General features: G+C 66.7%; 22 protein-coding genes and 1 pseudogene. 9 read left to right on the forward strand and 14 right to left on the reverse strand.

Annotation, left to right across the window (positions count from 1 at the left end; translation table 11 throughout):
* Positions 1-71 precede the first annotated feature (71 nt).
* From LDO14_RS03330 to LDO14_RS03350, 5 genes and pseudogenes are all read right to left on the reverse strand, one after another.
* Positions 72-1,677: pseudogene (locus tag LDO14_RS03330) on the reverse strand (FAD-dependent oxidoreductase).
* A 90-nt stretch (positions 1,678-1,767) separates the two neighbouring features.
* Positions 1,768-2,421: a DUF4232 domain-containing protein gene (locus LDO14_RS03335; protein WP_200953184.1), complete on the reverse strand. Its 654-nt coding sequence runs from the start codon at positions 2,419-2,421 to the stop codon at positions 1,768-1,770.
* Positions 2,422-2,522: 101 nt separating this feature from the next.
* A complete protein-coding gene (locus LDO14_RS03340; RefSeq protein ID WP_223993780.1) occupies positions 2,523-3,293 on the reverse strand; it encodes a YcnI family protein in 771 nt (256 codons plus the stop codon).
* Positions 3,294-3,376: 83 nt separating this feature from the next.
* Positions 3,377-4,009 (reverse strand): hypothetical protein, encoded by a 633-nt coding sequence (locus LDO14_RS03345; RefSeq protein WP_223993781.1) that lies wholly within the window; start codon positions 4,007-4,009, stop codon positions 3,377-3,379.
* Between the two features lie 150 nt (positions 4,010-4,159).
* Complete coding sequence (locus LDO14_RS03350; protein ID WP_223995107.1) at positions 4,160-4,369, reverse strand: hypothetical protein; 210 nt, start codon at positions 4,367-4,369, stop codon at positions 4,160-4,162.
* A 215-nt stretch (positions 4,370-4,584) separates the two neighbouring features.
* Here LDO14_RS03350 and LDO14_RS03355 point away from each other — a divergent pair, with 215 nt between their 5' ends.
* Positions 4,585-4,932, forward strand: coding sequence for a hypothetical protein (locus LDO14_RS03355; RefSeq protein ID WP_018770854.1), 348 nt, complete (start codon positions 4,585-4,587; stop codon positions 4,930-4,932).
* A 59-nt stretch (positions 4,933-4,991) separates the two neighbouring features.
* Here LDO14_RS03355 and LDO14_RS03360 read toward each other — a convergent pair whose 3' ends face one another.
* The 8 genes from LDO14_RS03360 to LDO14_RS03395 all read right to left on the reverse strand — a co-directional run bounded on the left by LDO14_RS03360 (position 4,992) and on the right by LDO14_RS03395 (position 14,722).
* Positions 4,992-6,707: a thiamine pyrophosphate-dependent enzyme gene (locus LDO14_RS03360; protein ID WP_144601243.1), complete on the reverse strand. Its 1,716-nt coding sequence runs from the start codon at positions 6,705-6,707 to the stop codon at positions 4,992-4,994.
* A gap of 40 nt (positions 6,708-6,747) precedes the next feature.
* Positions 6,748-8,265 carry an amino acid permease gene (locus LDO14_RS03365; RefSeq protein ID WP_223993782.1) on the reverse strand — a complete coding sequence of 506 codons (1,518 nt, stop codon included), beginning with the start codon at positions 8,263-8,265 and terminating at the stop codon, positions 6,748-6,750.
* 47 nt (positions 8,266-8,312) lie between these two features.
* Positions 8,313-9,269, reverse strand: coding sequence for a glutaminase (locus LDO14_RS03370; RefSeq protein ID WP_223993783.1), 957 nt, complete (start codon positions 9,267-9,269; stop codon positions 8,313-8,315).
* Positions 9,266-10,864 (reverse strand): helix-turn-helix domain-containing protein, encoded by a 1,599-nt coding sequence (locus LDO14_RS03375; RefSeq protein ID WP_018772169.1) that lies wholly within the window; start codon positions 10,862-10,864, stop codon positions 9,266-9,268. The genes LDO14_RS03370 and LDO14_RS03375 overlap by 4 nt, the downstream gene beginning before the upstream one ends.
* A gap of 235 nt (positions 10,865-11,099) precedes the next feature.
* A complete protein-coding gene (locus LDO14_RS03380) occupies positions 11,100-11,852 on the reverse strand; it encodes a maleylpyruvate isomerase family mycothiol-dependent enzyme (protein ID WP_223993785.1) in 753 nt (250 codons plus the stop codon).
* Positions 11,852-12,676, reverse strand: a complete 825-nt coding sequence (locus LDO14_RS03385) for a fumarylacetoacetate hydrolase family protein (RefSeq protein WP_223993791.1) — start codon at positions 12,674-12,676, stop codon at positions 11,852-11,854. The genes LDO14_RS03380 and LDO14_RS03385 overlap by 1 nt, the downstream gene beginning before the upstream one ends.
* The gene (locus LDO14_RS03390) at positions 12,676-13,806 is read right to left on the reverse strand and encodes a cupin domain-containing protein (RefSeq protein ID WP_223993793.1); all 1,131 of its coding nucleotides are present in this window, start codon (positions 13,804-13,806) and stop codon (positions 12,676-12,678) included. The genes LDO14_RS03385 and LDO14_RS03390 overlap by 1 nt, the downstream gene beginning before the upstream one ends.
* Positions 13,807-13,915: 109 nt before the next feature.
* Positions 13,916-14,722: an IclR family transcriptional regulator gene (locus LDO14_RS03395; protein WP_018772173.1), complete on the reverse strand. Its 807-nt coding sequence runs from the start codon at positions 14,720-14,722 to the stop codon at positions 13,916-13,918.
* Positions 14,723-14,770: 48 nt separating this feature from the next.
* Between LDO14_RS03395 and LDO14_RS03400 the strand changes: the two genes are divergently transcribed.
* Together LDO14_RS03400 and LDO14_RS03405 are read left to right on the forward strand one after the other, a co-directional pair.
* Complete coding sequence (locus LDO14_RS03400) at positions 14,771-16,057, forward strand: aromatic acid/H+ symport family MFS transporter (protein ID WP_223993794.1); 1,287 nt, start codon at positions 14,771-14,773, stop codon at positions 16,055-16,057.
* Positions 16,050-17,297, forward strand: coding sequence for an FAD-dependent oxidoreductase (locus LDO14_RS03405; RefSeq protein WP_223993795.1), 1,248 nt, complete (start codon positions 16,050-16,052; stop codon positions 17,295-17,297). The genes LDO14_RS03400 and LDO14_RS03405 overlap by 8 nt, the downstream gene beginning before the upstream one ends.
* A 165-nt stretch (positions 17,298-17,462) precedes the next feature.
* Here the strand turns inward: LDO14_RS03405 and LDO14_RS03410 are convergent, their stop codons facing one another.
* On the reverse strand, positions 17,463-18,515 hold the full coding sequence (locus LDO14_RS03410) for a LacI family DNA-binding transcriptional regulator (protein ID WP_223993796.1): 1,053 nt from the start codon (positions 18,513-18,515) through the stop codon (positions 17,463-17,465).
* Between the two features lie 218 nt (positions 18,516-18,733).
* On the opposite strand from LDO14_RS03410, the gene LDO14_RS03415 reads away from it, so the two are divergent.
* From LDO14_RS03415 to LDO14_RS03440, 6 genes are read left to right on the forward strand one after another with little or no spacing between them, the layout of a single operon-like run.
* Positions 18,734-20,095: an extracellular solute-binding protein gene (locus LDO14_RS03415; protein ID WP_223993798.1), complete on the forward strand. Its 1,362-nt coding sequence runs from the start codon at positions 18,734-18,736 to the stop codon at positions 20,093-20,095.
* A 6-nt stretch (positions 20,096-20,101) separates the two neighbouring features.
* Positions 20,102-21,112, forward strand: coding sequence for a sugar ABC transporter permease (locus LDO14_RS03420; protein ID WP_018772178.1), 1,011 nt, complete (start codon positions 20,102-20,104; stop codon positions 21,110-21,112).
* Positions 21,109-22,032 carry a carbohydrate ABC transporter permease gene (locus LDO14_RS03425; RefSeq protein WP_018772179.1) on the forward strand — a complete coding sequence of 308 codons (924 nt, stop codon included), beginning with the start codon at positions 21,109-21,111 and terminating at the stop codon, positions 22,030-22,032. Before LDO14_RS03420 ends, LDO14_RS03425 begins: the two co-directional genes overlap by 4 nt.
* A 2-nt stretch (positions 22,033-22,034) precedes the next feature.
* Positions 22,035-22,883, forward strand: coding sequence for a sugar phosphate isomerase/epimerase family protein (locus LDO14_RS03430; RefSeq protein ID WP_223993799.1), 849 nt, complete (start codon positions 22,035-22,037; stop codon positions 22,881-22,883).
* Positions 22,880-24,043, forward strand: coding sequence for a Gfo/Idh/MocA family oxidoreductase (locus tag LDO14_RS03435; RefSeq protein WP_056391229.1), 1,164 nt, complete (start codon positions 22,880-22,882; stop codon positions 24,041-24,043). The genes LDO14_RS03430 and LDO14_RS03435 overlap by 4 nt, the downstream gene beginning before the upstream one ends.
* Positions 24,044-24,046: 3 nt before the next feature.
* Positions 24,047-24,952: a sugar phosphate isomerase/epimerase family protein gene (locus tag LDO14_RS03440; protein WP_223993800.1), complete on the forward strand. Its 906-nt coding sequence runs from the start codon at positions 24,047-24,049 to the stop codon at positions 24,950-24,952.
* Position 24,953 lies beyond the last annotated feature (1 nt).

Consider the following 24,953-nt stretch of genomic DNA (forward strand, 5'->3'; position numbering starts at 1 on the left):
GGCCAAGGCAGACGGCAGCCCTGCAGGGCCTCGGCCGGCAAATCCCTGTTCAATAGCTGATCAATTCCTGTTCAAACAGTTTCGGACTCCGGCAGGTCCTTGGTGGCCGGGCCTTCAAGCAACCTTCCCTGGTTCGTGAAGCGGGAGCCGTGCAGGGGGCAGTCCCACGTCTGTTCGTTGTCGTTCCAGTGCAGGATGCCGCCCAGGTGCGTGCAGACCGCCGAGAGCCTGCAGGTGGTTCCTTCCACGGTGGATACAGCCACCGGCCGGTTGCCCTGGCGGTAGACCTTGCCCTGGCCTTCAGCCGGGACGGCGGCAGCAGCACCCGCAGGACCAGGTGTCCCGGCGGCCGGGCCTGCGGTATCAGGTGTTGCGGGGGCAGGCGCTGCGGGAACGGTGGGTCCGCGGGTTCCCCGTTTGAGGCCGTCAATCCTGCGGCCCTCAGTGGTCACCTTCCCCCAGTCGGAGGCCATCCTCGCGGCAACGCCGGCGTTGAGCGCCACGGCGGACAACGCACCTGCCGGCGATGTAATGCGGTGGTGGATGGTGTCCGCCCAGGGCACCTGGCCGCCCAGGATGTCCGCCGAGATGCCCAGCGGCGGCGACGGCGTTGGTCATTCCCCACTTGTTGTAGCCGGTGCCGAAGTAGATCCGGCCCTTGCCGCGCGGGAGCTTTCCGAAGAAGGGCATGAGGTTGGTGGGCATGTAGTCCTGTGCCGACCACGTGTGCGTGGTGACCGCACCGGGGTAATGCCGGCCCGCCCAGTCGAGCAGCCCGGTGAGGTGCGCTTTCTCTGAGTCCGTCCGCCCCACGTGATGGCCGTGACCGCCCACAAGCAGCAGGTTCCGGCCGTCCACCTCATAGTCGCGAAGGGAGTGCGTGGGCTGCTCAACGGAGATATACATGCCCGGGGGAGGTGCCTGGTCCTCCTGCAGGGCAAGGGCCGCCGCGTAGGAGCGGCTTGGCTTCAGCTTGGCGAAATAGAGGCCGCGGTTCAGGACGGGGATTCCGGTGGCAAGGACGACCGTGTCCGCCCTGACACTGCCACGGTCGGTCCTGACGGCGGAGGGCGCATCGCCGGTGACGTCCTGGAGGCGCACGCCGCTGACGATCCGGCCGCCACGGCGGCGGATGTCCGCCACCAGTGCGTCGAGGACCTCCATCGGGTTGATCTGGGCCTGGTCCCGCAGCCGGGCGGCCCCGTGGACGGGAAACGGCAAACCCGCGTCGCGGACGTAATTCACGTCCAGCCCGGCGGTGGTGGCGGCGCTGACCTCCTCCCGCAGCTTTTCCGTTCCCTGTGCTGACGCAGCATAGGTGTAAGCGGTGCGGCGCTGGAAGGGCACGTTGTGCTCCTCCAGGTAGCGCAGCAGCCAGGCCTGGCCCTCCCGGTTTCCGTCCACGTACGCCTGCACCTGTTTCTGCGAATACTGGCGGGCCAGCTGGGACAGGAACGTGCCCTGCAGCAGCGTTACTTTTGCAGTGGTGTTGCCGGTGGTCACGGCCCCCGGCCGGCGGGCCTCCAGTACCAGTACGCTTTGCCCGGAGCGGGCCAGCAGCAGTGCGGCGACCAGGCCGGTGAGGCCGGCCCCCGCCACCACCGTGTCATACCTGGTGTCCGGTTCAAACGGATCAGAAATGAAGGGATCCCTGCGGTCCAGCCAAATCGACGTCATGCCAGTCCAACCTGCCTACGGTCCACGGCCCTCGCAGGCCAGTTTGTGCCTCCCTCCATTCCCGGTTCCCTCCTGGGTCAGGTCCCGGGGTCAGGCGGGCTGGAACGCTCCAATGCTGAGCAGTGTGATGTTTGCGTTGCCGCAGGCCCGGGTAGGTTGCGGGAGGAACAGGGAATCGGTGTCCTCGGGCGGATAGATCCGGTAGCCGGCAGCATCCACGGGGGAGCAGTCCATGTAGTTGCCTGCCTGCGTGTAGCGCAGCACCGCAGTGGCCATCTGGCCGGGGGCCAGCAGAACGTCCACGACACCTGCGGACTCATCCCGCGTGGCGGGGGCGCCAATGGGGGCGCCGGCGGCGTCTGCCACCAGGGAGACGCCCGGGAAGCCCCTGAGGATGCACGGCTCGGAGCCGCTGTTGGTGAGGTTGAGCTTCATGTAGACACTGCCGGCAGCGCCGCCACCGGACGGATCCGTGGCCGCCGTGAGCCCGGCCGCCTTGCACAGGCCCGGAGTGCCGGCAGGGCTGACGGGGGACGGGGAAGCCGGCGTCGACGTGGCCGGCGCCGAGGACGCCGGAGGCGCCGTTGACGCGGTCGGCGAGGGGGACTGGCTGGCCTGCCCGGTGGCGGGCGCCGTCGTAGTCTGGGACTGCGGCTGGCTTGGACCGCACGCGGTGAGCAGCAGCGCTGCCGCTGCGGCCGCCGTCGTCATGGCAAACCCCTGGGAAATTTTCTGAGACCTCATGGGACCACCTTCGCGGTAGCCGTTGCCCGCGTCAACGATGCCACCTGCAGTAGGGGCAATTTGATGCCCGGATCGTGATGATCCGGGCACCAATTACGACCCTAGGGCTTGCCGGCCGGCTCCCGGCCGGCAGTGCCGGCGGCAGTGTTGGTGCCCGGCGCGCGGAGCCTGCCCTTGCTCCGCAGCAGTGCCGCCCCGCCCAGGACCAGTCCGCCCACGCCGGCAGCAAGCCCGGTCCAGCTGCGCGCCTCCGCGCCGCTGTCCGTCCCCGCCGCCTGTCCGGTGCCGTGGGCAGCTCCTGCCGCGCCGTGGGCGTCCGCGCTGTCCGCCGCCGTGATGGTGAGCGAGGGGGCGGGGGCTTTCAGCCCGTGGGGGTCCTGGCCGTCAGCGGCGACCTGGGACCAGTCGGTCTGGCCGCTTTCGCAGGTCTGCAGCGTGGGGAAGTTCAGGGTTGTCCCGGCCATGTCCGGCAGGTGCACGGAAAGGACCAGGGCGTCGCGCAGTTCGGGGCTCAGCGGCGTCTTGGCCGTATAGACGATCTGGCTGGTCCGCTGCGTGATGGCGGTTCCGTCCGGGAGCTTCCGGGGTTCGGCGAACTGTTCGGTCACCTTTTCCGCTGTCCAGTTGGGGTTGACTGTGGGTTGGGCGTCATTCAATTCCGGGGGCAGCGTGATGGCCACCTTCGTGGTGGGGGACGTGCCGCAGCCGTGCGGAATGCCGAACGTCAGCAGGGCATAGGAACCGGCGCCGGTCTTGTCCGGCGTCACGCCAACATGCGCTGAGGCGCCGCCCGCCGCGGCGAGCAGGAGAACGGCTGAGCCTGCGGCGGCTGCGGATGCGGTCAGGGTACGGCGAAAAAACGGGGTTGTCATGGGTTGCCTTTCTGGCGCACACCACTGATTCAGGGCGTGCAAAATGTGTACCCCGACGCCGGGCGGAAGGCCGGTGCGGGGCTTTAGCAGGGAAGCACGACGGCGGAAGGCGGGCCGCGCCGGCTGTCCTGGCGGACGTTGCGCCAGGGGGAGCGGTACAAGGGAACGTGCCTGAACAGTCCGTTGAGGCGGACGGCAGGGACAGGTGCCACCGGCCCGGGAAGGCCGGCAAAGGGCCGCAGCCAGTCGGCCAGTGCCCACAGGGCAGCTTCGCCTTTGGCGAGGAGGAGGGCGCAGCCCAGCGTGGCCGCCGCGTGCGCTGCGAGCATCAGTGGTGCCAACGCGGGATTCGCGGGACTCAGGTGCTCCGCCAGGGGAGCGAACGCTGCGAACCCGGCCAGGGGGACCTGGTGCAGGTGGGCCGCCGCCGGCGCACCTGCTGCGCTCTCAAGGGGAGCGGAAAAGGCGGTGAGAAGCTCGTGCAGGGCCAGCTGGCCGCCGCCCAGGAGCGCGGCCATGGCCGGAAACGCCAGCCGAAGGCGGGTTGCGGCCGTGCTGGCCAGTGCTGTCAGGGCCAGCACGGCCAGGAGGATGCCCGGGGCCGGAAGGCGGCCTCCGCCAACCACGTGGGCGCCGCCGGCGAGGGCCAGGGTGCCGGCGGCCAGGGTCGAGGCACGGAGGAGGTGGAAAGGGACCTGCGGGAGGGCACCACGCACGGCTGCTCCTCCTGCTGTCCGCCGGCACTGCAGGGTGCAGGGCCGGTTCCGCCTACGGGTCCGGAGCCGGTGCCCGGACCCTCAAGATTCTACCGGCCCCTTAGTCAGTCTCCGGCCCGGTGCAGTAGGGGCAATCGTCCGGGCAGTCCGTCATGCCGGCACCCCTGCCAGGTCGTAGCCGTCGGCGATATGGAACAAGCGCCGGTCTCCCGCGGGGGCTGCCACCCACACCACGTCGCCGTCATCGGTCCGGGCATCCACCAGGCCGCTGAAGGCGGTGTGCCCATCCCTCCTGAGTTCGACGCTGTCGCCGACCTGGACAGCGTCCCAGCGGACAGGGCTCTTTACGCGGCTCGTCATTGAAGTCACGGATATTCCTTTGAAGAGGCTTGGCCGGGGCGGCTGCTGCGGCCCCGGTGATGCCATCAAACCGCTGCGCCACGGCGCGGCTCAATGGAGGAATGGCCACGGGTTCCGGTCCCTTGTTGTGCATCCCTCCAGCAGGGACCCTGTGCCGGCATGGAGCGGCAGGGTTAGACTGCCTGCATACGTGTTGGCGATCGAAGGAGAAGTTCATGGACTACACCGGAAGCCAGTCGGAGAAGGCCGTAACCGCCGGGGAACTGGGCCGCAGCCACATCGGGCAGACCATCAGCTTCAAGCCGAACGAGTTCACGGTTGTGTTCGGCAAGCTCGCGGGCATCGCCCGGACTGAGGCCATGGTCTACCTGTCGCTGACGGGGGTTGGAAACGGCACCCACCTGAAGGACGAATATGACCTGCCGCTGACCCATGAGGTCTTTGTGCCGGTGGACGTCATCACCAACGCGGAATCCACCATCAAGGACCTGTTCGGCAAAGTCCAGGAAAACCTCCGCGGGGCCGGCCACAAGGGTGGCGAGGACCGGACGGACCGGCTCTAACCGCCCGCAGCAAGAGCAAGGAAGAAGGCCGGCACTTTCGTGCCGGCCTTCCCCTTGGCCTAGTACGCCTTGACCCGCTGCTCCACCACGAGATGGATGAGGGCGAATACGCCGTCCCGGTCAATCGCTGCCAGGGCTGCATCCAGCGCTGCCGGGACATCTCGGTCCTCGGTCACCGTGACCCCGAATCCGCCGAAAGCCCTGGCCATCAGCGCAAAGTCGGGGTTCTTCAGCTGGGTACCGGAGACGCGCCGGGGATAGTGCCGCTCCTGGTGCGTGCGGATGGTGCCGTACTCCTGGTTGTCCATGACCACCACCAGCGGCGTGGCCCCGTACTGGGCAGCCGTGGCCAGCTCCTGCCCGTTCATGAGGAATTCGCCGTCCCCGGCGATGGTGACCACGCGCCGCTTCGGTTCGGCCAGGGACGCTGCGATGGCCGAGGGGACGGAGTAGCCCATGGACCCGTTCCGCGCGCTGATCATGGACGCGTAGCGGCGGGTGGGGAAATACCGGTGCGCCCAGTTGGTGTGTTCACCTGCACCGAACGTCACCATCGCATCCTCCGGCAGCCGGGGGACGAGGTTGGCCATCAGGGTGTCCATCCGGGCCTGCCCGGCCGCCGGGGCAGCAGGAGGCAGCGTGGCAAAGCGCTCCTGCTCGGCGCGCATCCTGGCCGTCCAGGCCTTCCACTCTTCCTTCACGGGCAGGCTGATGCCCTCCAGGCCGCGCACGAACGCTTCCGGTTTGGCCAGGATCTGCCGCGACACCGGGCCGGACCTTCCCCGCAGCGACGGGTCCACGGTGACCAGGAAATTTTCCTTGTTCCAGTCCTGCCGGCAGACGAAACCGTCCGTAATGACGTCGCCCGGCACCGTTCCCACGAAGACCAGGAGGTCGGTCTCCTCCAGCAGGTCGTAAGTGGGGCGCGGCCGGCCATAGCCGATCGGTCCCACGTAGGACGGCGAATCGAAGGGCACTGTTCCCTGCGTCCGCCATTCCGCCGCCGCCGGGATGTGGTGCCGTTCCAGCCAGGCGGTGAGCTGGTCCGCGGCCTCCTGCGTCCAGTCGTTGCCGCCGGTCACGAACAGCGGCTTGGACGATTCCGCCAGCGCCGCTTCCAGGGCTGACGCATCAGCGCTGCCCATCCCGCCTGCGGCCACGGGAATCGCAGGATGCAGCGCAGGGCTGACCTCCCGCCGGATGACGTCCTCGGGCAGGCCCACCACCACGGGCCCGGGCCGGCCGCTCATTGCCGCAAACATGGCCTCCGCCACGATCTCGGAGGCCCGTTCCGGGTGGTCAAGGACCATCACCCGCTTGGCGCCGGTGTCGAACCAGGACTTGATGTCGAATTCCTGGAACGCCTCGCGGTCCCGGTGGGCAAACGGGATCAGGCCCACGAAGAGCAGCATCGGCGTGGAGTCCTGCCAGGCGGTGTGCAGCCCTACGTGGGCGTTGGCCGCGCCGGGCCCCCGGGTCACCATCGCCACGCCCGGGCGCTGGTTCAGCTTTCCGTCGGCTTCCGCCATGTACGCGGCACCGCCTTCATGGCGGCAGACGATGGTTTCGATCTTCGAGTTGTGCAGGCCGTCCAGCACATCCAGGAAGCTCTCGCCGGGAACCACATAGGTGCGTTCCACGCCATGCGCCACCAGCGAGTCAACGATCACGTGCCCCGCGGATTTCAGGGCGGGCGCCACGGTGTCCTGGTGATGGACGACGGCGGCGGGCCGGGTGGGGGAGGAGGTCAGGGTGGGCTGCGGCTCTGGTGTCATGTTCTTTCTTTGGCTCGGAAGGTTGGCGGAAGGGATGGGGTCAGGAGATGGGGGTGCGGTTGGCGATGACGGGGGACTTTCCGGTGTAGCCGTCGCGGGTTTCGGCGATTTGGCGGATGCGGGTGCGGCAGGCGTACCAGCCGGCGACCATGAGGATGGAGGCGATGGCGGTGACGAGCATGGTCAGGGGTGAGTCGATGAAGACCATGATGAGGACGCCGATGAGGAAGAGCAGGGAGAGGTAGCCGGTGTAGGGGGCGCCGAACATGCGGAAGGAGGGGCGGGTGACCCAGCCTTTGTCGGCCCAGCTTTTGAGTTGGATTTGGCACAGGACGATGGTGGCCCAGGTCATGATGATGCCGACGGAGGCGATGTTCAGGACGATTTCGAAGGCTTCGGCGGGGACGAGGTAGTTCAGGGGGACGCCGAGGAGGGAGACGGTGGCGGTGATGGCGATGCCGCCGTAGGGGACGCCTGCTTTGTTCATGCGGGAGGCGAAGCGGGGTGCGGAGCCGTTGACGGACATGGAGCGCAGGATCCGGCCGGTGGAGTAGAGTCCGGCGTTCAGGGAGGACAGGGCGGCGGTGAGGACGACGAGGTTCATGATGACGTCTACGCCCTGGACGCCGATGGAGCCGAAGAAGGTCACGAAGGGGCTGACGCCTTTTTGGTAGGAGGTGAAGGGCAGCAGCAGGGCCAGGAGGATCACGGAGCCGACGTAGAACACGGCGATGCGGAAGACCACGGAGTTGATGGCCTTGGGCATGATTTTTTCGGGGTTTTCGGTTTCGCCGGCGGCGGTGCCGACGAGTTCGATGGAGGCGTAGGCGAACAGGACGCCTTGCATGAGGATGATCATGGGCAGCAGGCCGTTGGGGAAGATCCCGCCGTTGTCGGACAGGAGGCTGATGCCGACCTGTTGGCCGTCCACGGGGGTGCCGAAGATGACGAAGTAGGTGCCGATGATGAGGAACGCGACCAGGGCGGCGACCTTGATCAGGGCGAACCAGAATTCCATTTCGCCGAAGACCTTGACCGAGACCAGGTTCAGGGCCAGGACGACGATGAGGGCGGTCAGTGCCCAGGCCCACTGGGGAACGTCGGCCATCCAGGGGATGTAGTTGCCGAAGAAGTGCATGTAGAGGGCGGCGGCGGTGATGTCCACGATGGTGGTGGTGGCCCAGTTGATCCAGTAGAACCAGCCGGAGACGAACGCGGCTTTTTCGCCGAAGAATTCGCGGGCGTAGGAGACGAACGAGCCCGAGGAGGGCCGGTGCAGGACCAGTTCGCCCAGGGCGCGCAGGATCAGGAACGCGAAGAACCCGCAGACCGCGTAGGCGATGACCAGGGACGGGCCCGCGGCGTTGAGCCGGCCGCCGGCGCCCAGGAACAGGCCGGTGCCGATCGCGCCGCCGATCGCGATCATCTGGATCTGCCGGGGCTTGAGGTTCTTGTGGTAACCCTTGTCCTCCGCGTGCAGGGAGGTCTCGGACGCATGCGCGTGACCACCATCAATTATGTGGTCGAAGCCAACCTCGTCATTGGGGTTGTTGGGCATGGGTATTTCCTTTCGATCCGGGGAAGATCTGTCTTGGATGGGAAAAACTAGAAAACTGACCAGCCGGTGCGGTCGGAGAGGTCGGCAAGGGCTGCCGTGCCGGCGAGGGAATTGCCCTTGGCATCCAGGCGCGGGCTCCAGACGCAGATGGCGCACTGGCCCGGCACGATGACCAGTATTCCGCCGCCCACCCCGCTCTTTCCGGGCAGGCCCACGCGGTAGGCGAATTCGCCGGCGGCGTCATACATGCCGCACGTCAGCATGATGGAGCCGATCCGCTTGGCCTCGCTCCGGGACAACACGGTGCCGGCGGCTCCCTGTCCGTCATTGGCAAGGAACAGGCCGGCCTTGGCCAACTCCGCGCAGGTCATCATGATCGAACACTGGCGGACGTAGTTCTCCACCACTGATTCCGCAGGCTGCGTGAGGTTCCCGAAGTCCTTCAGGAAATGCGCCAGGGCAAGGTTGCGGCTGCTGCCGGCCAGTTCACCGGCGGCAGCTGCCTCGTCAATGAACGGCCCCTGTCCCCGGCTGTCCGCCTGTCCCTGGTGACCCGCTTGTCCGGTCAGGAACCGCAGGAGGTGCGCGGCGGCGTCGGGCGTCTCCTGCATCAGGTGGTCGGTGACCACCAGCGCCCCGGCATTGATGAAGGGGTTGCGCGGGATGCCATGTTCGGCCTCGAGCTGGACCAGGGAGTTGAAGGCTGTTCCGGACGGTTCGCGCAGCACTCGAGACCACAGCCGGGCGGACCGGCCGCCCTGCAGCGCCATGGCCAGGGTGAAGACCTTGGAGATGCTTTGGATGGAGAAGGGGACATCGGCGTCACCGGAGCAAAAAACGTCACCGGACGTGGTGGCGACGGCAATGCCAAACCGGTCGAAGGGGACCTTGGCCAGGAAGGGGATGTTGCGGGGTACTGCACCCGTTTCCTTCCGCGGACGGTGACGCCGGACGATGTCCTCGAGGACGATGTCCAGGGGTGGTGCGCCGAGTGTTGTGGTCATTTCCTGCCTGAAGTGTCGTAGGAAGTGGAGGCCCACTCCTGGAGGTGGAGCAGCGCCACCAGGGAATCCCTGGGGCTGCCGAAGTCGAGGCCGGTCACCCGGGTGGCTTTGGCCACCCGGTAGTAGACAGTGTTCTTGTGCAGGTTCATCCGCCTGGCGCATTCGGCGACGTCGAAGGACGCATCGAAATACGTGCGGAGGGTGTCGGCGAGTTCGGCGTCCTCCTGGAGGAGCGCTGCCAGGCCGCGGTGGCGGAACGGTGAGGTGTGGAAGTTCCGCACCGCCTCGCGGTAGAGGATTTCCGCTTCGAAATCGCCCACCGCGGCAACCGTGCCGGGTTCTGCCGTGCCCACGCAGGCCAGCAGCGCCTCCGTCACCCCGGTCACCGTATGGAGGGACAACAGGTCCGGCACCAAGGGGCCCACGGCCGCGAATGGACTGATGCCGAGGTGCTTGCGGGCATCCCGGACGATTGCCTCGGCAAGGGACCGCAGCCCCGATTCCGCGGTGCTGGACTGCAGGTCAGGCACGATGATGGCGGTGTCACCCTTGAACTGGCCCACGACGGCGGTGGGCTTGTACGCGGCCGCGTGGATGGAGGCGAGATTGGCAAGTTCCCCGTGCTTGAGTGCGGCGTCGTCGGCGCGCGAGTCGGCGTCGGACATGCCGATGAGGATGAGGGCGGCGGGACGTTCCGAAGGGATTTTTCCGCTGTGCGCGCTGGCGGCGGCCTCCGCGGGACCTGACAGGATCCGAACAATCCGGTCCTCCCGCATATGGACGGACTGCTGGTTGCGGTACCGGATCAGTTCGGCCGAGACGCGTGCCGCGGATCCCGTGAGGACATACTCAACGTCCGGGCCGAAGCCGGCTCCGGTCTCCTGGAGCCAGATGTAGCCCATGATCCGTTCGCCGGCAAAGAGCGCGATGGCCACCCGTTCCCGCAGCCCGTCCTGGGGCCGTGCGGGTACCCGGACCGGCTGCCGGGTGCGGTGCAGTTCGCGGTAGGCGCCAAGATCCTTGAGCAGCAGTTCGTATTTGCGGGGGCCGCGCCGGGCCAGGATGGAAGCCTTGCGGAGTTCGTCGATGTCATTGGTGACGGTGGAGTAGGCCAGGACCTTGTTGGCCGCATCCTCGATGAGCACGTGGCTGGACGTGAGCCGCGCTGTGGTCTGGGCGATCGCGAACAGGTCTTCCTCGAGCAGGGTCAGCACTTCGCTCTGGTAGCTGCGCGGCTGGATCCGGTCCTTGGCAATGGAGAGCAGGCGGTCCCAGTCTGCTGCCGGATCCACCAGCAGCAGTCCCGATCCGGCTGCGCGGAGGAGTTCTTCCGCTTCCGCCAGGTCTTCGCGCTGGCCCTTGACGGCGACCACCGGGGGCGGGTCCTTCAGGAGGCGCCGGAGGGCAGGCAGCGCCGAACGGCCACGGACCCCGATGAGCAGGACAAAGGCTTTGCCGGCCTGGGCTGCTTCATCGTCGGCGTCGACGATCAGGAACCGTTCGATGTCCGGCGCCGAGGGGGCCGGGCGAAGGATGAGGCTGGCGAAGCCGAGGGGAAGATCCGAGAGGATGTCATCCACCGTAACCGCGGCCATGGGTTGTCCTTTTGCGTCGATCCCACCGGACGGCTCTGTCCGGTCACCTCATGCTATCCAGCGTCCTGGGCTGATTTTATGGAACCTCCTCCAAGTCCAGGGGATCCTTTTTAGGCTCCAGCCTGAGGCGACGCACCGCACGTGACGGGACATGCGGGCAGGAACGCCGAAAGGCGGGCCAGCCGGTGCTGGCCCGCCTCTGGTGCGGTGCTGTGGCGGGTGCCACGGCGGCCTGTCAGATCCAGGCCGGTGCCGGCGGCGCCGGGGTAGCTGCTTCGCCGTCGCGCTTCGCCGTGGTTCCGTCCGTGCCGCGGCCCGCGGCCCACTGGGCGATGGCGGCCAGTGAACCTGACACCACGGTGGGCGACAGGGCGGCGGTGTCCCCAAACGACAAGCCGGTGCCGTCCACTGTGATGAGGAGCCCGGCGTCGGTGCCGCGCGCATGCCAGGCGCCGGTGATGTCCTTGAGCAGGCGTTCCAGGACGGGTGCAGGGATGTCCTTGAAGGTGGCCCCGTTGTCCAGGTCCACGGCGTGGACCCAGACTTCGCGGGTGCGCATCCACACGGTCTCTTCGGCCGGGACGGTCCTGCCCTGGACGGTTTTGACCTTGTGGTGCCAGTTGGCGGCGGGCAGGTCGCGCCATTCGACGTTCAGGTGCACGGCGGAGTGGTCGAACAGGTTCCGCAGGGCGATGGGACTGAGGGTGGACCCGAAGTCGATCTCGTGGTTGCGGACCTCAACGGAAGGGTACATGGGTGTTTCCACCCCGGTGGCCGCCCACTCGACCAGACGGGCGATGGCCCTGGCGTTGTAGCCCACGTGGGCTACAACGTGGCGGCGGGTCCAGCCGGGCAGCAGCGAGCCCCCGTCCAGTTCCGCGTCGGGAAGCTCGTTGAGCTTGCGGGCGAAGAACGCGGTGCCGCGCCGGGCCTGCAGCAGCCCCTCGAGCAGCACGGGGTCGCTGGCCTGGTCGTGCCGGGCAACCATCAGGCTTCCTTGACCACGCGGTTGGTCAGCTGGCCCAGGCCCTCGATGGTGGTGACCAGGACCTGGCCCTCCTGCAGGTAGCGCTTGGGGTCCTGCGCGTGGCCCACGCCGCCGGGGGTGCCGGTGGCGATGACGTCGCCCGGGTTCAGGGTGATGATGGTGGAGATGTAGGAGACCAGGTATTCCGGGGTGAAGACCAGGTCGCTGGTGGGGGTGGACTGCTGGACGTCGCCATCCACGGCCGAGGTCATCAGCGGCCCGGGGGTGAATTCGTCCTTGGTGACCAGGGCCGGGCCGAACGGGGTGGACTTCTCCCAGGTCTTGCCCTGCAGCCACTGGATGGTGCGGAACTGGTAGTCGCGCATGCTGATGTCGTTCAGCACGGAGTACCCTGCGATGTGCCCGGCAGCCTCTGCCTCCGGGATGCGCCGGCCGGCCTTGCCGATGACGACGGCGAGCTCGGCTTCCCAGTCCACGGTGTCCGATTCCTGCGGCAGCGCGAGGTCATCGTTGGGCCCGATCAGCGACTCGGCGTACTTGGCGAACAGGGTGGGGTACTCGGGGACCTCGCGGCCCATCTCCTTGATGTGGTTGCGGTAGTTGTGGCCCACGCAGATGATCTTGCCCGGGGAAGGCACGACGGCGGCGAGGTCGGCGCCGTCGAACGCGTGTGTTGCGCCGTTGGCATCCTTGGCGATGGTTTCCCAGTTGGGGTCCTGCAGGAGTGCCCCGACATCGGAAAAGCCCGGGACTTCGGTGAGGGTCTCGCCGTCCTGGCGTGCGGCCTTTGTTCCGTCGGGAGTGCGGAGGGTGAGGAGTTTCATTACTTGGTGCGTCCTTCGATGTAGGTGCGGTTGAAGTTCAGGCGCTCGAAGATGGGGGCGTCGCTGAACCGGAACAGATCAAACTCAGTCCCGGCTTCCAGGGACCATTGCTGCCAGGACGGGACGACGAACAGGTCGCCCTTGGCCAGGACCTTGGTTTCGCCGTTCAGGGTCACGGATCCGGTGCCTTCGAAGACCTGCCAGACGCTGGAGCCCACCTCGCGGACGGTCTCGGTCCAGGCGCCGGCGCGCAGCCGGTGGAACTCGGCGCGGATGGTGGGCATGACGTCCCCGCCCGTGGTCGGGTTGGTGTACCGGATGGCGGCGTGGCCCTGGGAGACGGTGGCGGGGTGGCCCTCGTCCTCGAGGAGCAGCTGTTCGCGCAGGGCGGCGTCGGTGTACTTCCACCGGTAGGCCGCGATGGGGGAGTTGGTGGTGTCATCGAGGCCCGAGAGCGGGCGCAGTCCGGGGTGGGCCCAGAGCCGCTCGGAGCGGGAGATGTCCGGGGTGGCTTCGTCGGTGACGCGTTCGGTGCCGAACTCGAAGAACCCGGCGTCCGCGTAGTGCACGAACGGGATGTCCAGGCCGTCGATCCACGCCATGGGCTCGTCGGTGTCGTTGTGGTGGCCGTGGAAGTTCCAGCCCGGGGTGAGCAGGAAGTCGCCGCGGGACATCCGGACAGGGTCCCCGTTCACCACGGTCCACACGCCCTCGCCCTCCACCACGAACCGGAACGCATTCTGCGAGTGGCGGTGCTCCGGGGCCGTTTCACGGCCGCCCAGGTACTGGATGGCCGCCCACAACGTCGGGGTGGCGTAAGGCGTGCCGGCCAGGCCCGGGTTGGCCAGCGCAATGGCGCGCCGTTCCCCGCCGCGGCCCACCGGCACCAGGTCCCCGGCGCGGGCGGCCAGGGGGTACAGGTCATTCCAGCGCCAGACGTGCGGCACTGCTTTCGGGGACGGGACCATGGGCATCAGGTCCGCGATCTCCGTCCACAACGGAATCAGGTTTTCCTTATCGAAATCCCGGTACAGCTGCTCAAGCTGCGCAGCCTCCTCCGGGGTGGGCCCGGGAACGTGGTGTTCCTGCGCCACGGATTCGTGCGTTTGTTTTTCAGCGCTGATCGACACTGGCCTTCTCCTTGCGTGCGGACTGACTGCGACGTGGATTCGACCCTAGGGAAGATCTGCTGTGATCCCCAGCATATTCTGGCATGCAGAATTCCTTCGGCCCTGCCGGTCAGCTTCCGGCTGCCCCGTCCGCCGGATTGGCCGCGATGTCTATTTCCAGCTGGCGCCGGGTCTCCATCATGACGCCCACCAGCCCGGCGTCGAACAGGGGCCGGAACCGTGCCACGGGAGTGGCCACGCTCAGGGCGCCCACCACCATGCCCTTGCCGTTGTGCAGGGCCATCCCGAAGGCGCTGATGCCCTCCTCGGTACCCTCGAAGTTGGCGGCAAATCCGTTGGCGCGGACGGACTCAAGCTCGCGCAGGAACGCGGGGTAGTCGGCGTCCGGGATGTAGTCTCCGCCCAGTTCCGCGTTGGGGCTGCGGAACAGCTGTTCCAGCACGGCGGGATCGAGCTCCGCCAGGATGGCCTTCCCGCCCGAGGCTTTATGCGCGGGGAGCAGGGTCCCCTGCCGGTCCCCGACGCGCAGGATGTTGGTGCTTTCCACCGTGTCCAAAAAGCGGACTTTTGTGCCCACCCGGATCATGAGGTTGACGGTCTCGTTGGTGCGCGCGCACAGCAGTTCCATGTGTGGCCGGGAGATGTCCCGCAGCTGGCGTGTCCAGCTCAAGCCCGCCGGGCCGGCGCCCATCGCGGGGCCCGGCACATACCGGCGCGTTTCATCCTGGACCGCGAAGCCCCGGTACACCAGCATGGCCAGGAGCCGGTGTGCCGTGGACGGCGCCACGCCGAGCTCCGCCGCAGCGTCCTTGAGCCGCAGGCTGCCGACGTCCCGCAGGAGCTGGAGGAGCTGCAGGGCGTTATCCACCGCTTCGATGGAGTAGGTGGGCTTCCGCCGGGCAGGAAGATTCTGCATGACAGAATAATATGGGCGCGCTGGTATGACTGCCAGCACAGTGGTGGGATGAATCACACAACTTCCGCTGCAGCGCCGCAGCGCACGGCCGCCCCCAGCTCGGGCGCAGGCCTTTCCGGGTTCCCCCGGCGTTCCGTACTTGCCGTCCTGGTGTGCTGGCTGCTGGTCGTTTTCGACGGCTACGACCTGATCGTCTACGGCACCGTCCAGGGCTCACTCATCAGCGACACCGGCTGGGGCCTGACCAAGGCCACGGCCGGGACCATCGGGTCCATGGCCTTTGTCGGCATGATGATTGGAGCGGTCTTTGCCGGCCGTATGTCCGATACCTGGGGCCGGCGGCGCACCATCATCGGCTGCGCCATCGTGTTTTCCACGTTCACCATCCTTTGCGCCTTTGCCCCCAATGCGCCGGTCTTCGGCGGCCTCCGCCTGCTGGCCGGCATCGGACTGGGGGGCCTGGTGCCCTCAGCCAACGCTTTGGTGGCCGAACTCGTGCCGGAAAAATGGCGGTCAACCATCGCCACCCTGATGATGTCCGGCGTTCCCATCGGCGGCTCCCTCGCCGCGCTGGTGGGCATTCCGCTGATTCCGGCCTTAGGCTGGCCCATCATGTTCCTCGTGGCCGTCGTCGCCCTGGTGGTAGTGATCCCGCTGGGGTTCCGCTACCTGCCGGAAACACTGGCACCCAAGACAACCGGCGGCAGCACCGCGAAGGAGTCCGTGGGATTCGGCTCCCTGCTCCGGGCGCCTTACCTTGGCACCAGCCTGCTGTTTGCCATCGGAACCCTGGTGACCCTGTTCGCCTGGTACGGGCTGGGCACCTGGCTGCCCAACCTGATGCAGCTGGCCGGGTACAACCTTGGCTCCGCCCTGACGTTCGCGCTGGCGCTCAACCTGGGCGCCGTGGCTGGCTCGGTACTGACCGCCTGGGCCGGCACAAGGTTCGGGCCCATTCCCACGGCGATTGCGGCAGCGGCGGTGGCCGCCGTCGCCCTGGTGGTCCTGGTGTCCGGGCCGCCCGTCGCCGTCGTCTATTTCATGCTGGTGCTTGCCGGCGTGGGAACGCACGGCACCCAGTGCCTGATTATCGCGGCCGTGGCCAGCCACTATCCGGCACACCTCCGCGGTACTGCCCTTGGCTGGGCACTCGGCGTGGGCCGCATCGGGGCAGTGGCCGCACCGCAGGCCGGCGGGCTCCTGCTCGCAGCGGGCCTGGGCGTCAACTCAAACTTCCTGGCGTTTGCCGGAGCAGCCGCCGCAGCAGCAGTCCTGCTCGCAGCAGTCGGCATCAAAATCAAGAAATCAACAGCAGTAGGAGTTTCCAATGTCTAACGTCAAAGCGTCCACCGACGTCCTCGTGGTGGGCGGCGGCATGGCCGGGCTTGCCGGAGCGCTGGCGCTTCGCGAAAACGGCGCCGACGTCACCCTGGTTGAAGTGGCACCGGCCTTCGGTGAAGTGGGTGCGGGCCTGCAGATGGCCCCCAACGCATCCCGCGTCCTGAAGCGCTGGGGCCTGCTGGAGAAGGCGCTGGAAATTGGCGTCCAGCCCAAGCACCTGGTGTTCCGCGACGCCATCACCGGCGAGGAGCTGACCCGCCAGACCCTGGGCGGTGAGTTCGAGGAGCGCTACGGCGCCCCCTACGTCGTCATCCACCGCAGCGACCTGCACCGGATCCTGCTCGAAGCCTGCCAGGAAGCCGGCGTCACCCTGGTGAACGACGTCCTGGTGCAGAAGGTGGAAACCGACGGCGACCGGGGCCGCGCTTACGCCGCCAAGGGCGAGGTCTTTGAAGCCGACGCCATCCTGGCTGCGGACGGGCTCAAGTCCACCTTGCGCGGCACCGTTGCCAATGACGGTCCGGTGAATTCGGCCTACGTGGCGTACCGCGGAACCGTGCCCATCACCGAGGAGACCCCGGCCGCGGACCTGGAGGACGTCATCGTCTACCTGGGACCGGACTGCCACCTGGTCCAGTACCCGCTGCGCAAGGGCCAGCTGCTCAACACCGTGGCGGTGTTCAAGTCCCCGTCCTTCGAGCGCGGCGAAGAGCAGTACGGCGGCGTGGACGAGCTCGAGGCAGCCTATAAGGACTGCGTCCCCGCCGTGCAGGAAGCCCTGAAGAACCTGGCCACCGGCATCCGCTGGCCCATGTACGACCGCGACCCCATCGAGAACTGGGTTTCCGGCCGCATGGCACTCATCGGCGACGCCGCCCACCCGATGCTGCAGTACCTGGCCCAGGGTGCCTGCCAGGCGCTGGAGGACGCGGCAGTCCTGCAGGACGTGGCCCGCGAAAAGGTCTTCACGCCCGAGGGCATCGACGCCGGCGCCTGGGAAGCTGCCTTCCGCGAGTTCAACGAAGCCCGCGCCGCGCGGACGGCCCGAGTGCAGCGCACCGCCCGGATCTGGGGCGAGTCCTGGCACGTGGGCGGCGTGGCACGCATCCTGCGGAACATGCTGTTCAAGAGCCGCGGCGACAACAACTTCCAGTACAACGACTGGCTGTACGGGCGCGGTGAGCCGGGCGTTCCCGCGGAGGTTCCGGCCGGGGCCAGGCTGGTGGAAGCCTAAGCACTGATTTTCCAGGGCGGGCGTACGACGGCGGGTGGCTGCCGCCGTCGTACCCCCGCCGGAGCGGCCCCCACCTGGACCCGCGCCAGCGGGGCCATTCCAGGCAGGAAGTCGTTGACGCCATCGCCCGCCGCGGACGTCTGGGGGGAAATGAGCCTCGCCTTCCTATAGTCGTGCAGGGCCTGTGGACTCCCGGATGGTCAAGTGGGTGGGCATGACCGCCAGCTGCCGGGCGGCTCTTCCCGCCAGCGGGTTGAGCTGGGCCAGCAGCATGGACACCGCCACCCGGCCGGCCTGCTCGATGGGACTTGAAATGGTGGTCAGGGGCGGGTTGCAGAAGTCCGCGCCGAAGATGTCATCGGACCCGATGATGCTCATGTCCTCCGGGACGCGGATGCCGCGGGCCTGGAGGCGCTGGAGCATGCCGATGGCCAACAGGTCGTTGAAGACGATGCAGGCAGTGGCACCCGTCCTGACCGCCGCGTCCGCCGCGGCAGCCCCCGACGTCGTCTTCGGGGTGTAGGGCCCGATCCGGTGGACCTCCATACCGCGCCGTTTCGCGTCCTCCTCGAAGACCTTCCACCGCATCTGGTTTGACCACGACGTGGGTGGTCCGGCGACGTAGCAGACCTTGTGGTGGCCCAGGGAGGCCAGGTGTTCCAGGGCCTGGATGATGGCCGACGGCGTATCGATCATGACCGTGGGAGCGCTGGTGGAGGCGCGGTTGAAGGTGACCAGGGGCTGCGTCCGCGAGACCTCCGCCAGCTGGGCGTCCGTCAGGCGGGAGGCAGCGAGAATGAAACCGTCGGCGGATTTGCGCATCTTGTGCAATGCATCGAGTTCCACCTCGTTGGATTCTTCAGTGTCCACCAGCAGCTGGGTGTAACCGGCTGCCTTGAGCTGGTGCTGCGTGCCCCGGATGATGTCGAAATAGAACGGGTTGGTGATATCGGGCACCAGCACCGCCACGGCGTTGGTGCGCCCCGAACTGAGTCCCCGCGCCTGGGAGCTCGGCACGTAGTTCAGCTCCGCGGCTGCCTCTTCGATCCGCTGCCGGGTCCTCGCATTGACCCGGTCCGGCCGCGACAGGGCACGTGACACCGTGGAGGTGGCCACTCCGGCCAGTTCCGCCACGTCGCGGATGGTGGGCGGCCGGTTTGCACTGGCGTTAAGGTCTAGCGCACCGCGCGTGGTGGCTTCGACGGGTAGATCAGCCATAACGCTGGACCTTTCCTCGCTGGCTGGACGAACCGCCGTCGACAATTAACGCCGGCGAGGCCCCTGACTCTGTAGCCTTAATCCCACCATTTTTGGCAACTTTTGGCAACCGCTTGCCGGAGTTGTTGCATCCTTCCTAGACTGGCATTCGAGTCGCCTGCAGTGATTTCCGCCACAGGACGGATGTGGCCATGTGGGTGTCCTAGAGGAGAAAAACAATGAGGTTTAAATCGACTACTGGGCTTGCGGCGATTGTTACGGCTGCAGCACTGGCCCTGACCGGTTGCGGTTCGGGTTCCGGGACTGGCGGGGGAGGGTCCACGAATGCGGACGGCAAAGTGGACGGGACGGGCAAGACGCTGAACGTCCTGACTGGCGTTCTCAGCCAATACCCCGAGCAGCAGAAACAGTGGCAGAGCGATATTGCAGCCAAGTTCAAGGCTGAAACCGGGGCCGACGTGAAGTTTGAAACCTTCGCCTCGGCCAACGACGAGCTCACCCGCATCCAGACTTCCGTGGTCTCCGGCCAGGGGCCGGATGTCTACGGACTCGGCACGACCTTCACCCCCACGGCCTATGCCACCAAGGCCTTCGTCACCCTCTCGGATGACGACTGGAAGAAGGTTGGCGGCAAGGACCGCTTCAACCAGGCTGCCCTCGGTATTTCCGGCCCGGACAAGGACCACCAGGCCGGTATCCCCTTCGTCAGCCGCCCGTTCGTGATGGCGTACAACAAGGACCTGCTCGCCGCGGCCGGCATTGACAAGCCCGCAACCAGCTGGGACGAGCTCGCAGCCCAGGCCAAGAAGATGACCAAGGCTGATACCTATGGCATCGCCACGGGCTACAAGGACAACTATGACCCCTGGAAGTTCATCTGGGCCATGTCCGTCCAGGCCGGAAACCCCTTGGTCGACGGTAACAAGCTCAAGATGGACGACCCCACCGTCAAGAAGGCCTACCAGACCTACTTCGGCTGGTTGACCCAGGACAAGGTCGTTGACCCTGCTTCCGTCGGCTGGAGCAACAGCAACGCCGTGGCGGCCTTCGCCAGCGGCAAGGCCGGCTACCTGATGATGACCACTTCCAGCTCCATCCCCACCCTGGACAAGTCCGCAGTTGCCGGGAAGTACGAGTACGCCCTGATGCCCACGGTCGCACCGGGCGAGACGCAGTCCAAGTCCGATGGCGAGGCCGCCAGCATCCTCTCGGGCGACAACCTGGTGGTGGCTGATTACTCCAAGCAGAAGGACCTTGCCTTCGCCTACATCAAACTGATCACTTCCAAGGACGAGCAGTTGAACTACCAGAAGACCTTCGGCGACCTGCCTGCAAACGCCGAAGCCCTGGCCGCTCTGACAGACCCCAAGCTCAAGCCGGTGGCTGACGCCGCCGCCAAGTCCAAGGCCACACCGTTCACTGGCGCCTGGGGCGATATCCAGCTCGGCCTCCTCAACGTCACCGTGCAGTCGATCCCGGACCTGGCCGCGGGCAAGGTGGACGAGTCAGCACTCGAACAAAGGATCAAGGACGCCCAGAACAAGGGCCAGGCTTCCCTGGACCGGGCCTCCAAAGGATAGGTTCTGATGTCAACCGACGCCTCTCATGAAGTCCGGCCTGCGGTGGATTCCGCCGCGGGCCGGGCGCCCCGCGATTCACACGACGCCGGGCAACAGCCCGGCCACCAGGGCGGCCTGCGCCGCAAGGGAATGAGCGAACGCAACCGGCCGCTCTGGATGCTGATCCCGGGTGGGGTCCTGATGATCATCATCATCGTGGTCCCGCTGCTGCTGGGCATCTACATGTCCGTCCTCAACCTGGACCAGTACACCCTGCGGAAATGGATCAGTGCGCCGCTCATCGGAGCCGAAAACTTCGTTGAAGCGGTGACGGCATCGCCCTTGCTGCACGCCGTCTGGCTCAGTGTCAGCTACTCGCTGCTGGCCATGGTGGTGACGCTGCCGCTGGGCATCGCCGCCGCGGTGGCCACGCAGAACGCGTTCAAGGGCCGGGCAGTGATCCGCTCGGTTTTCCTCATCCCGTACGTCCTCCCATCCTTCGTGGTGGCCACCGTCTGGCGCACCATGCTCCAGCCCGGCGGGATCGTGGACGAGGCCTTGGCCACCGTGGGGATCCACGTGGGGCTGTGGCTCAACGGCCCGCAGACCTTTTGGACGCTGGTACTGGTCCAGATCTGGGCATCGTGGCCGTTCATCTACCTGCTGGCCCTGTCCGGCCTGCAGTCGGTGGACCATGAGGTGCACGAAGCGTCGGCACTCGACGGTGCGCTGTGGTGGAACAAGCTCCGGTACGTGGTGTTCCCGTACTTGAAGGGCCCGCTGGCTCTGGCCTTCCTGATCGGGATGCTGCACCACATCAACAACTTCACCCTCCCGTTCGTGCTGTTCGGCGTCCCTGCGCCGGCCGACGTCGAAGTCCTCCCCATCCTGACCTACGTCACCAGCTTCCAGAGCTTCCGCTTTGGACTCAGCGCCGCAATGGCCTTCATTTCCCTGGTGCTGATCGCCATTCCGCTGTTCGTCTACCTCCGTGCCGTCAAGCTTGACGACGCCGAAACACCAGGAGCGAAGAAATGAGCACCACGACAGCCACCCGGCGGAGTGCGTCAACCGTTGATGTTGACCGTCCGGGCTCGCACCGCCAGCATGAGGTGCTCCGGCTCCTTCCGGGCCCCCTGCTGGTCATCATCCTGGTATTCCTCGGCGCACTTGTCCTGATCCCTGTGCTGTACATCTTCCTGGCTTCGGTGAACTCGGACATCGGGGTGGCCAATGGCGAGTTCTGGCCGTCCTCAGTCACATTCGATAACTACTCGAAGATTTGGACCAGCGTTGGCCTGGCCACCGGCCTCACCAACAGCGTCCTGGTGGCGGGAGCAACCGCGGTGGTCTCCGCAGCGATGTCCATCTCCACTGCGTTCGTCCTGGTCCGCTACAGCTTCCGCGGCAGGCTGACCATCCTCCGCGGGCTGCTGGCACTGCAGTCGGTGCCCGGAACCCTCATGGTGCTGCCGGTCTTCGTCCTGTTTTCCTCGGCGGCAACCTACCTCGGCATACAGGTGATCGGAACCCAGTGGGGCCTGTTCGTGACCTACCTCACCTTCGCCATGCCGTTCTCCACCTGGGTGATGGTCACCTACCTTCGCGGACTTCCCAAGGAACTTGAAGAAGCAGCACGGATCGACGGCGCGTCCCACCTTGGCGTCCTGTTCCGGATCATCCTTCCGCTGAGCTGGCCCGGCATCGTGGTTTCAGGCATCTTCGCCTTCCTGCTGGGCTGGAATGACGTGTTGTTCGCCTCGGTGATGACCCGCCCGGAAAGCCAGACGGCCGCCGTCGCACTCCAAATTTTTGGTGCTTCGCAGGAAGGCGGCGCCATTCCGTTCTACGGCCAGATGATGGCGGCGGCATTGGTTTGCGCCGCTCCTGTGGTCATTCTTTACCTGATTTTCCAGCGTTACCTAGTAGGCGGGCTCACCGCCGGAGGAGTTAAATAACCATGGTTTCGACCACCCAGGTCACGTGGCAGCTGTCAGGCTTCGGCGACGAGATCGACGACGACCCAGCGGTCCAGATAGCAGTGCTGCAGGCCCTCGGCGCCAACCACATTGAAGTCCGCAGCGCCTGGGGCACCAACATCGTGGACCTGAGCGATGAACAGCTCCAGTCCCTGGCGTCCCTGCTGGCGGAGAAGGGCATGAAGGTCTCCGCGATCGCTTCCCCCATTGGCAAGGTGGACGTCAGCCTGCCGGTGGAGCACGAAGTGGAACGGCTGCGCCGGGCGGTCAACGCCGCCAAGGTCCTGGACGCCAGGTACATCCGCATCTTCTCCTTCTACTACGGCGAGTCCGTGCAGGTGGAGTCCATCCGCGATGCCGTCATCGAACGCATGCGGGCGCTCGCCGATGTGGCTGAGGAAGCGGGCGTGATCCTGCTGCACGAGAACGAGAAAGACATTTTCGGCGACGTACCAGACCGCGTCCTGGACATCATCGAAACCGTCAACTCGCCCGCGCTGAAGGTGGCATGGGATGCCGCGAACTTCGTCCAGGTGGGGGTCAAGCCCTTCGATGAGGGATACGCCAAACTGCGTCCGCACCTTGAGTACCTGCAGGTCAAGGACGCATTGTTCGAAAACGGCCACGTGGTGCCGGCAGGTGAAGGCGACGGGGATGTGCTCCGCACCGTGGAGGCGCTGAAAGCAGACGGGTACCAGGGCTTCGCCTCCCTGGAGCCGCACCTCGCCGGTGCCCACGGACTGGGCGGTTTCTCCGGCCCCACCGCGTTCGGCATCGCAGCACGCGCCTTTGCAAAAGTCACCGCAGAAGCAGGAGTCCAGACCGCATGAGCACCCTTAACGTAGCCATCACCGGATGCGGCGTCATCGGGCGCACCCACGCCGTAGCCCTCGAGGCGTTTCCGGAAGCCCGGATCGTGGCACTGGTGGATGCCATCCCGGCCGCCGCCGAGGCCCTGGCGGACTTTATCGAACAGCGCGGCGGCCAGAGGCCGGCGCTGTACAGCACGCAGGCGGAGGCCTTTGCGGCTGAGGACATCGATCTTGTGGCCCTGGCCACCCCCAGCGGCCTCCACATCCAGCAGGGCCTGGAAGTCCTGGCCGCCGGTAAGCACGTGGTGATCGAAAAGCCACTCGACGTTGACCTCACCCGGGCCCAGGAAATCGAAGCCGCAGCCAAGGAAGCGGCCAGCAAGGGGATTGTTGCCTCGGTGATCAGCCAGCACCGGTTTGACCAGTCAAGCGTCGCCGTTGCCGACGCTGTGGCCAAAGGACGTTTCGGGCGGCTGACGTCCGCCATCGCTTCCGTGGCTTGGTGGCGCAGCCAGGGGTACTACGACTCCGGCGACTGGCGCGGCACCTGGGCCATGGACGGCGGCGGTGCGCTGATGAACCAGGGCGTCCACACGGTGGACCTGCTGCTGTGGTTCATGGGACGCCCCGTTGAGATCCATGCGCACACCGCCAGGCTTGCGCACGAACGCATCGAGGTGGAAGACACCGCCGTTGCCACCATTACCTTCGAAAACGGCGGCCTGGCCGTCCTGCACGCCACCACCGCTGCCTACCCGGGGCTGACCGTACGCGTCCAGCTCATGGGGTCCGAGGGCTCGGCGGTGGTGGACAACGACCGGCTGCAGTACTTCCACAGCAAGGACGCGGGCGGCGAGTCCGCGGACATGGGCCTTCAGGGCGGGGGCAACCAGGCGGAAGAGGAACTGGCCAAATACCCCGAGGAGGACTACAAGGCCGCGGACCCCACCGTGTATCCGGCCGGCCACGTCCGGCAGTACCGGGACATCCTGGGCGCCATCGCCGGTGGGCGGCAGGCCGGCGTCACTGTCAGCGACGCCGTCAACGCACTCGCCGCGGTGCGTTCCGTCTACGTTTCGGCCACGCTTGGCCAGCCCGTCCTCTTCGACGATGTCCTGGCCGGCAAGTACAACGACCTCGAAGTCCGCACCGGCGGCACTTCGGCAGAAAGCGCCTGAGCCATGAAGTTTTCAGTATTTACCGCATCAACCCCCGAATGGACCCCCGACGAAGCAGTGCAGCACCTGGCCCGGCAGGGCTGGGATGGCATTGAGTGGCGGATCACCGACCAGGCCGACGCTGCCGAGCCGGGCTTCTGGGCCGGCAACAAGGCCACCGTCCCGCTCACCGGCATGGAGGACCACCTGGACCGGATTGCCGCCCTCACATCCGGCGCGGGCCTGGAATTCTCCGGCATCGGGGGATATGCACGGTGCGATAACCATGCGGACGTTGACCGGATGCTGGCCGCCACTGCCAGGCTCGGCGCCGGGCAGGTCCGGGTGACCACCCCTCCGTTGGGAACGGCCGTCTGGGGGAACGAACCGGCCAGCGGTACCCCGTACCCTGAGCTGTTTGCCGGTGCCCGCCGTGACTTCGAGTGGATCGCCGAACGGGCTGCCCACCACGGCGTGAAGGCACTCGTGGAACTGCACCACCGCACCATCACCGCTTCGGCCTCGTCCGCGCTGCGGCTGCTGGACGGACTCGATCCGCGGCACGTGGGAGTCATCCATGACCTCGGCAACCTGCTGATCGAAGGCCAGGAGGACTACCTCCCCGCGTTCCAGCTCCTGGGCGACTACCTGGCCCACGTGCACGTCAAAAACGCCGTCTGGGTCAACAGCGGCAAAACCGACGACTCCGGTGCCGCCATCTTCCGGAACGAGTGGGCCCCGCTGCGTTCCGGCCAGGGCAGCGTGCTGGAGTACTTCAAGGCACTAGCGGCCCATGGCTATGACGGCTGGGTGACGGTGGAGGACTTCTCCACCGAACTCCCGCTGGCTGAACGGACGGCAGATAACCTTGACTACCTCCGCTCCGCGGCCGCGCTGGCGGGACTTTCCGTCCCCGCAGGGAGGCGATGAC

Source organism: Arthrobacter sp. NicSoilB11 (genome assembly GCF_019977375.1).
In the GTDB taxonomy this organism is placed as follows: Bacteria; Actinomycetota; Actinomycetes; order Actinomycetales; family Micrococcaceae; genus Arthrobacter.

Bases quoted from the DNA above. Each gene is read 5' to 3' on its own strand.
- LDO14_RS03435 (WP_056391229.1), top strand. From the start codon at position 22,880: ATGAGCACCCTTAACGTAGCCATCACCGGATGCGGCGTCATCGGGCGC.
- LDO14_RS03340 (WP_223993780.1), bottom strand. From the start codon at position 3,293: ATGACAACCCCGTTTTTTCGCCGTACCCTGACCGCATCCGCAGCCGCC.
- LDO14_RS03375 (WP_018772169.1), bottom strand. From the start codon at position 10,864: ATGGCCGCGGTTACGGTGGATGACATCCTCTCGGATCTTCCCCTCGGC.
- LDO14_RS03385 (WP_223993791.1), bottom strand. From the start codon at position 12,676: ATGAAACTCCTCACCCTCCGCACTCCCGACGGAACAAAGGCCGCACGC.
- LDO14_RS03355 (WP_018770854.1), top strand. From the start codon at position 4,585: ATGGACTACACCGGAAGCCAGTCGGAGAAGGCCGTAACCGCCGGGGAA.
- LDO14_RS03440 (WP_223993800.1), top strand. From the start codon at position 24,047: ATGAAGTTTTCAGTATTTACCGCATCAACCCCCGAATGGACCCCCGAC.
- LDO14_RS03405 (WP_223993795.1), top strand. From the start codon at position 16,050: ATGTCTAACGTCAAAGCGTCCACCGACGTCCTCGTGGTGGGCGGCGGC.
- LDO14_RS03420 (WP_018772178.1), top strand. From the start codon at position 20,102: ATGTCAACCGACGCCTCTCATGAAGTCCGGCCTGCGGTGGATTCCGCC.
- LDO14_RS03400 (WP_223993794.1), top strand. From the start codon at position 14,771: ATGAATCACACAACTTCCGCTGCAGCGCCGCAGCGCACGGCCGCCCCC.
- LDO14_RS03430 (WP_223993799.1), top strand. From the start codon at position 22,035: ATGGTTTCGACCACCCAGGTCACGTGGCAGCTGTCAGGCTTCGGCGAC.
- LDO14_RS03380 (WP_223993785.1), bottom strand. From the start codon at position 11,852: ATGGTTGCCCGGCACGACCAGGCCAGCGACCCCGTGCTGCTCGAGGGG.
- LDO14_RS03415 (WP_223993798.1), top strand. From the start codon at position 18,734: ATGAGGTTTAAATCGACTACTGGGCTTGCGGCGATTGTTACGGCTGCA.
- LDO14_RS03425 (WP_018772179.1), top strand. From the start codon at position 21,109: ATGAGCACCACGACAGCCACCCGGCGGAGTGCGTCAACCGTTGATGTT.
- LDO14_RS03395 (WP_018772173.1), bottom strand. From the start codon at position 14,722: ATGCAGAATCTTCCTGCCCGGCGGAAGCCCACCTACTCCATCGAAGCG.
- LDO14_RS03370 (WP_223993783.1), bottom strand. From the start codon at position 9,269: ATGACCACAACACTCGGCGCACCACCCCTGGACATCGTCCTCGAGGAC.
- LDO14_RS03350 (WP_223995107.1), bottom strand. From the start codon at position 4,369: ATGACGAGCCGCGTAAAGAGCCCTGTCCGCTGGGACGCTGTCCAGGTC.
- LDO14_RS03360 (WP_144601243.1), bottom strand. From the start codon at position 6,707: ATGACACCAGAGCCGCAGCCCACCCTGACCTCCTCCCCCACCCGGCCC.
- LDO14_RS03335 (WP_200953184.1), bottom strand. From the start codon at position 2,421: ATGAGGTCTCAGAAAATTTCCCAGGGGTTTGCCATGACGACGGCGGCC.
- LDO14_RS03410 (WP_223993796.1), bottom strand. From the start codon at position 18,515: ATGGCTGATCTACCCGTCGAAGCCACCACGCGCGGTGCGCTAGACCTT.
- LDO14_RS03365 (WP_223993782.1), bottom strand. From the start codon at position 8,265: ATGCCCAACAACCCCAATGACGAGGTTGGCTTCGACCACATAATTGAT.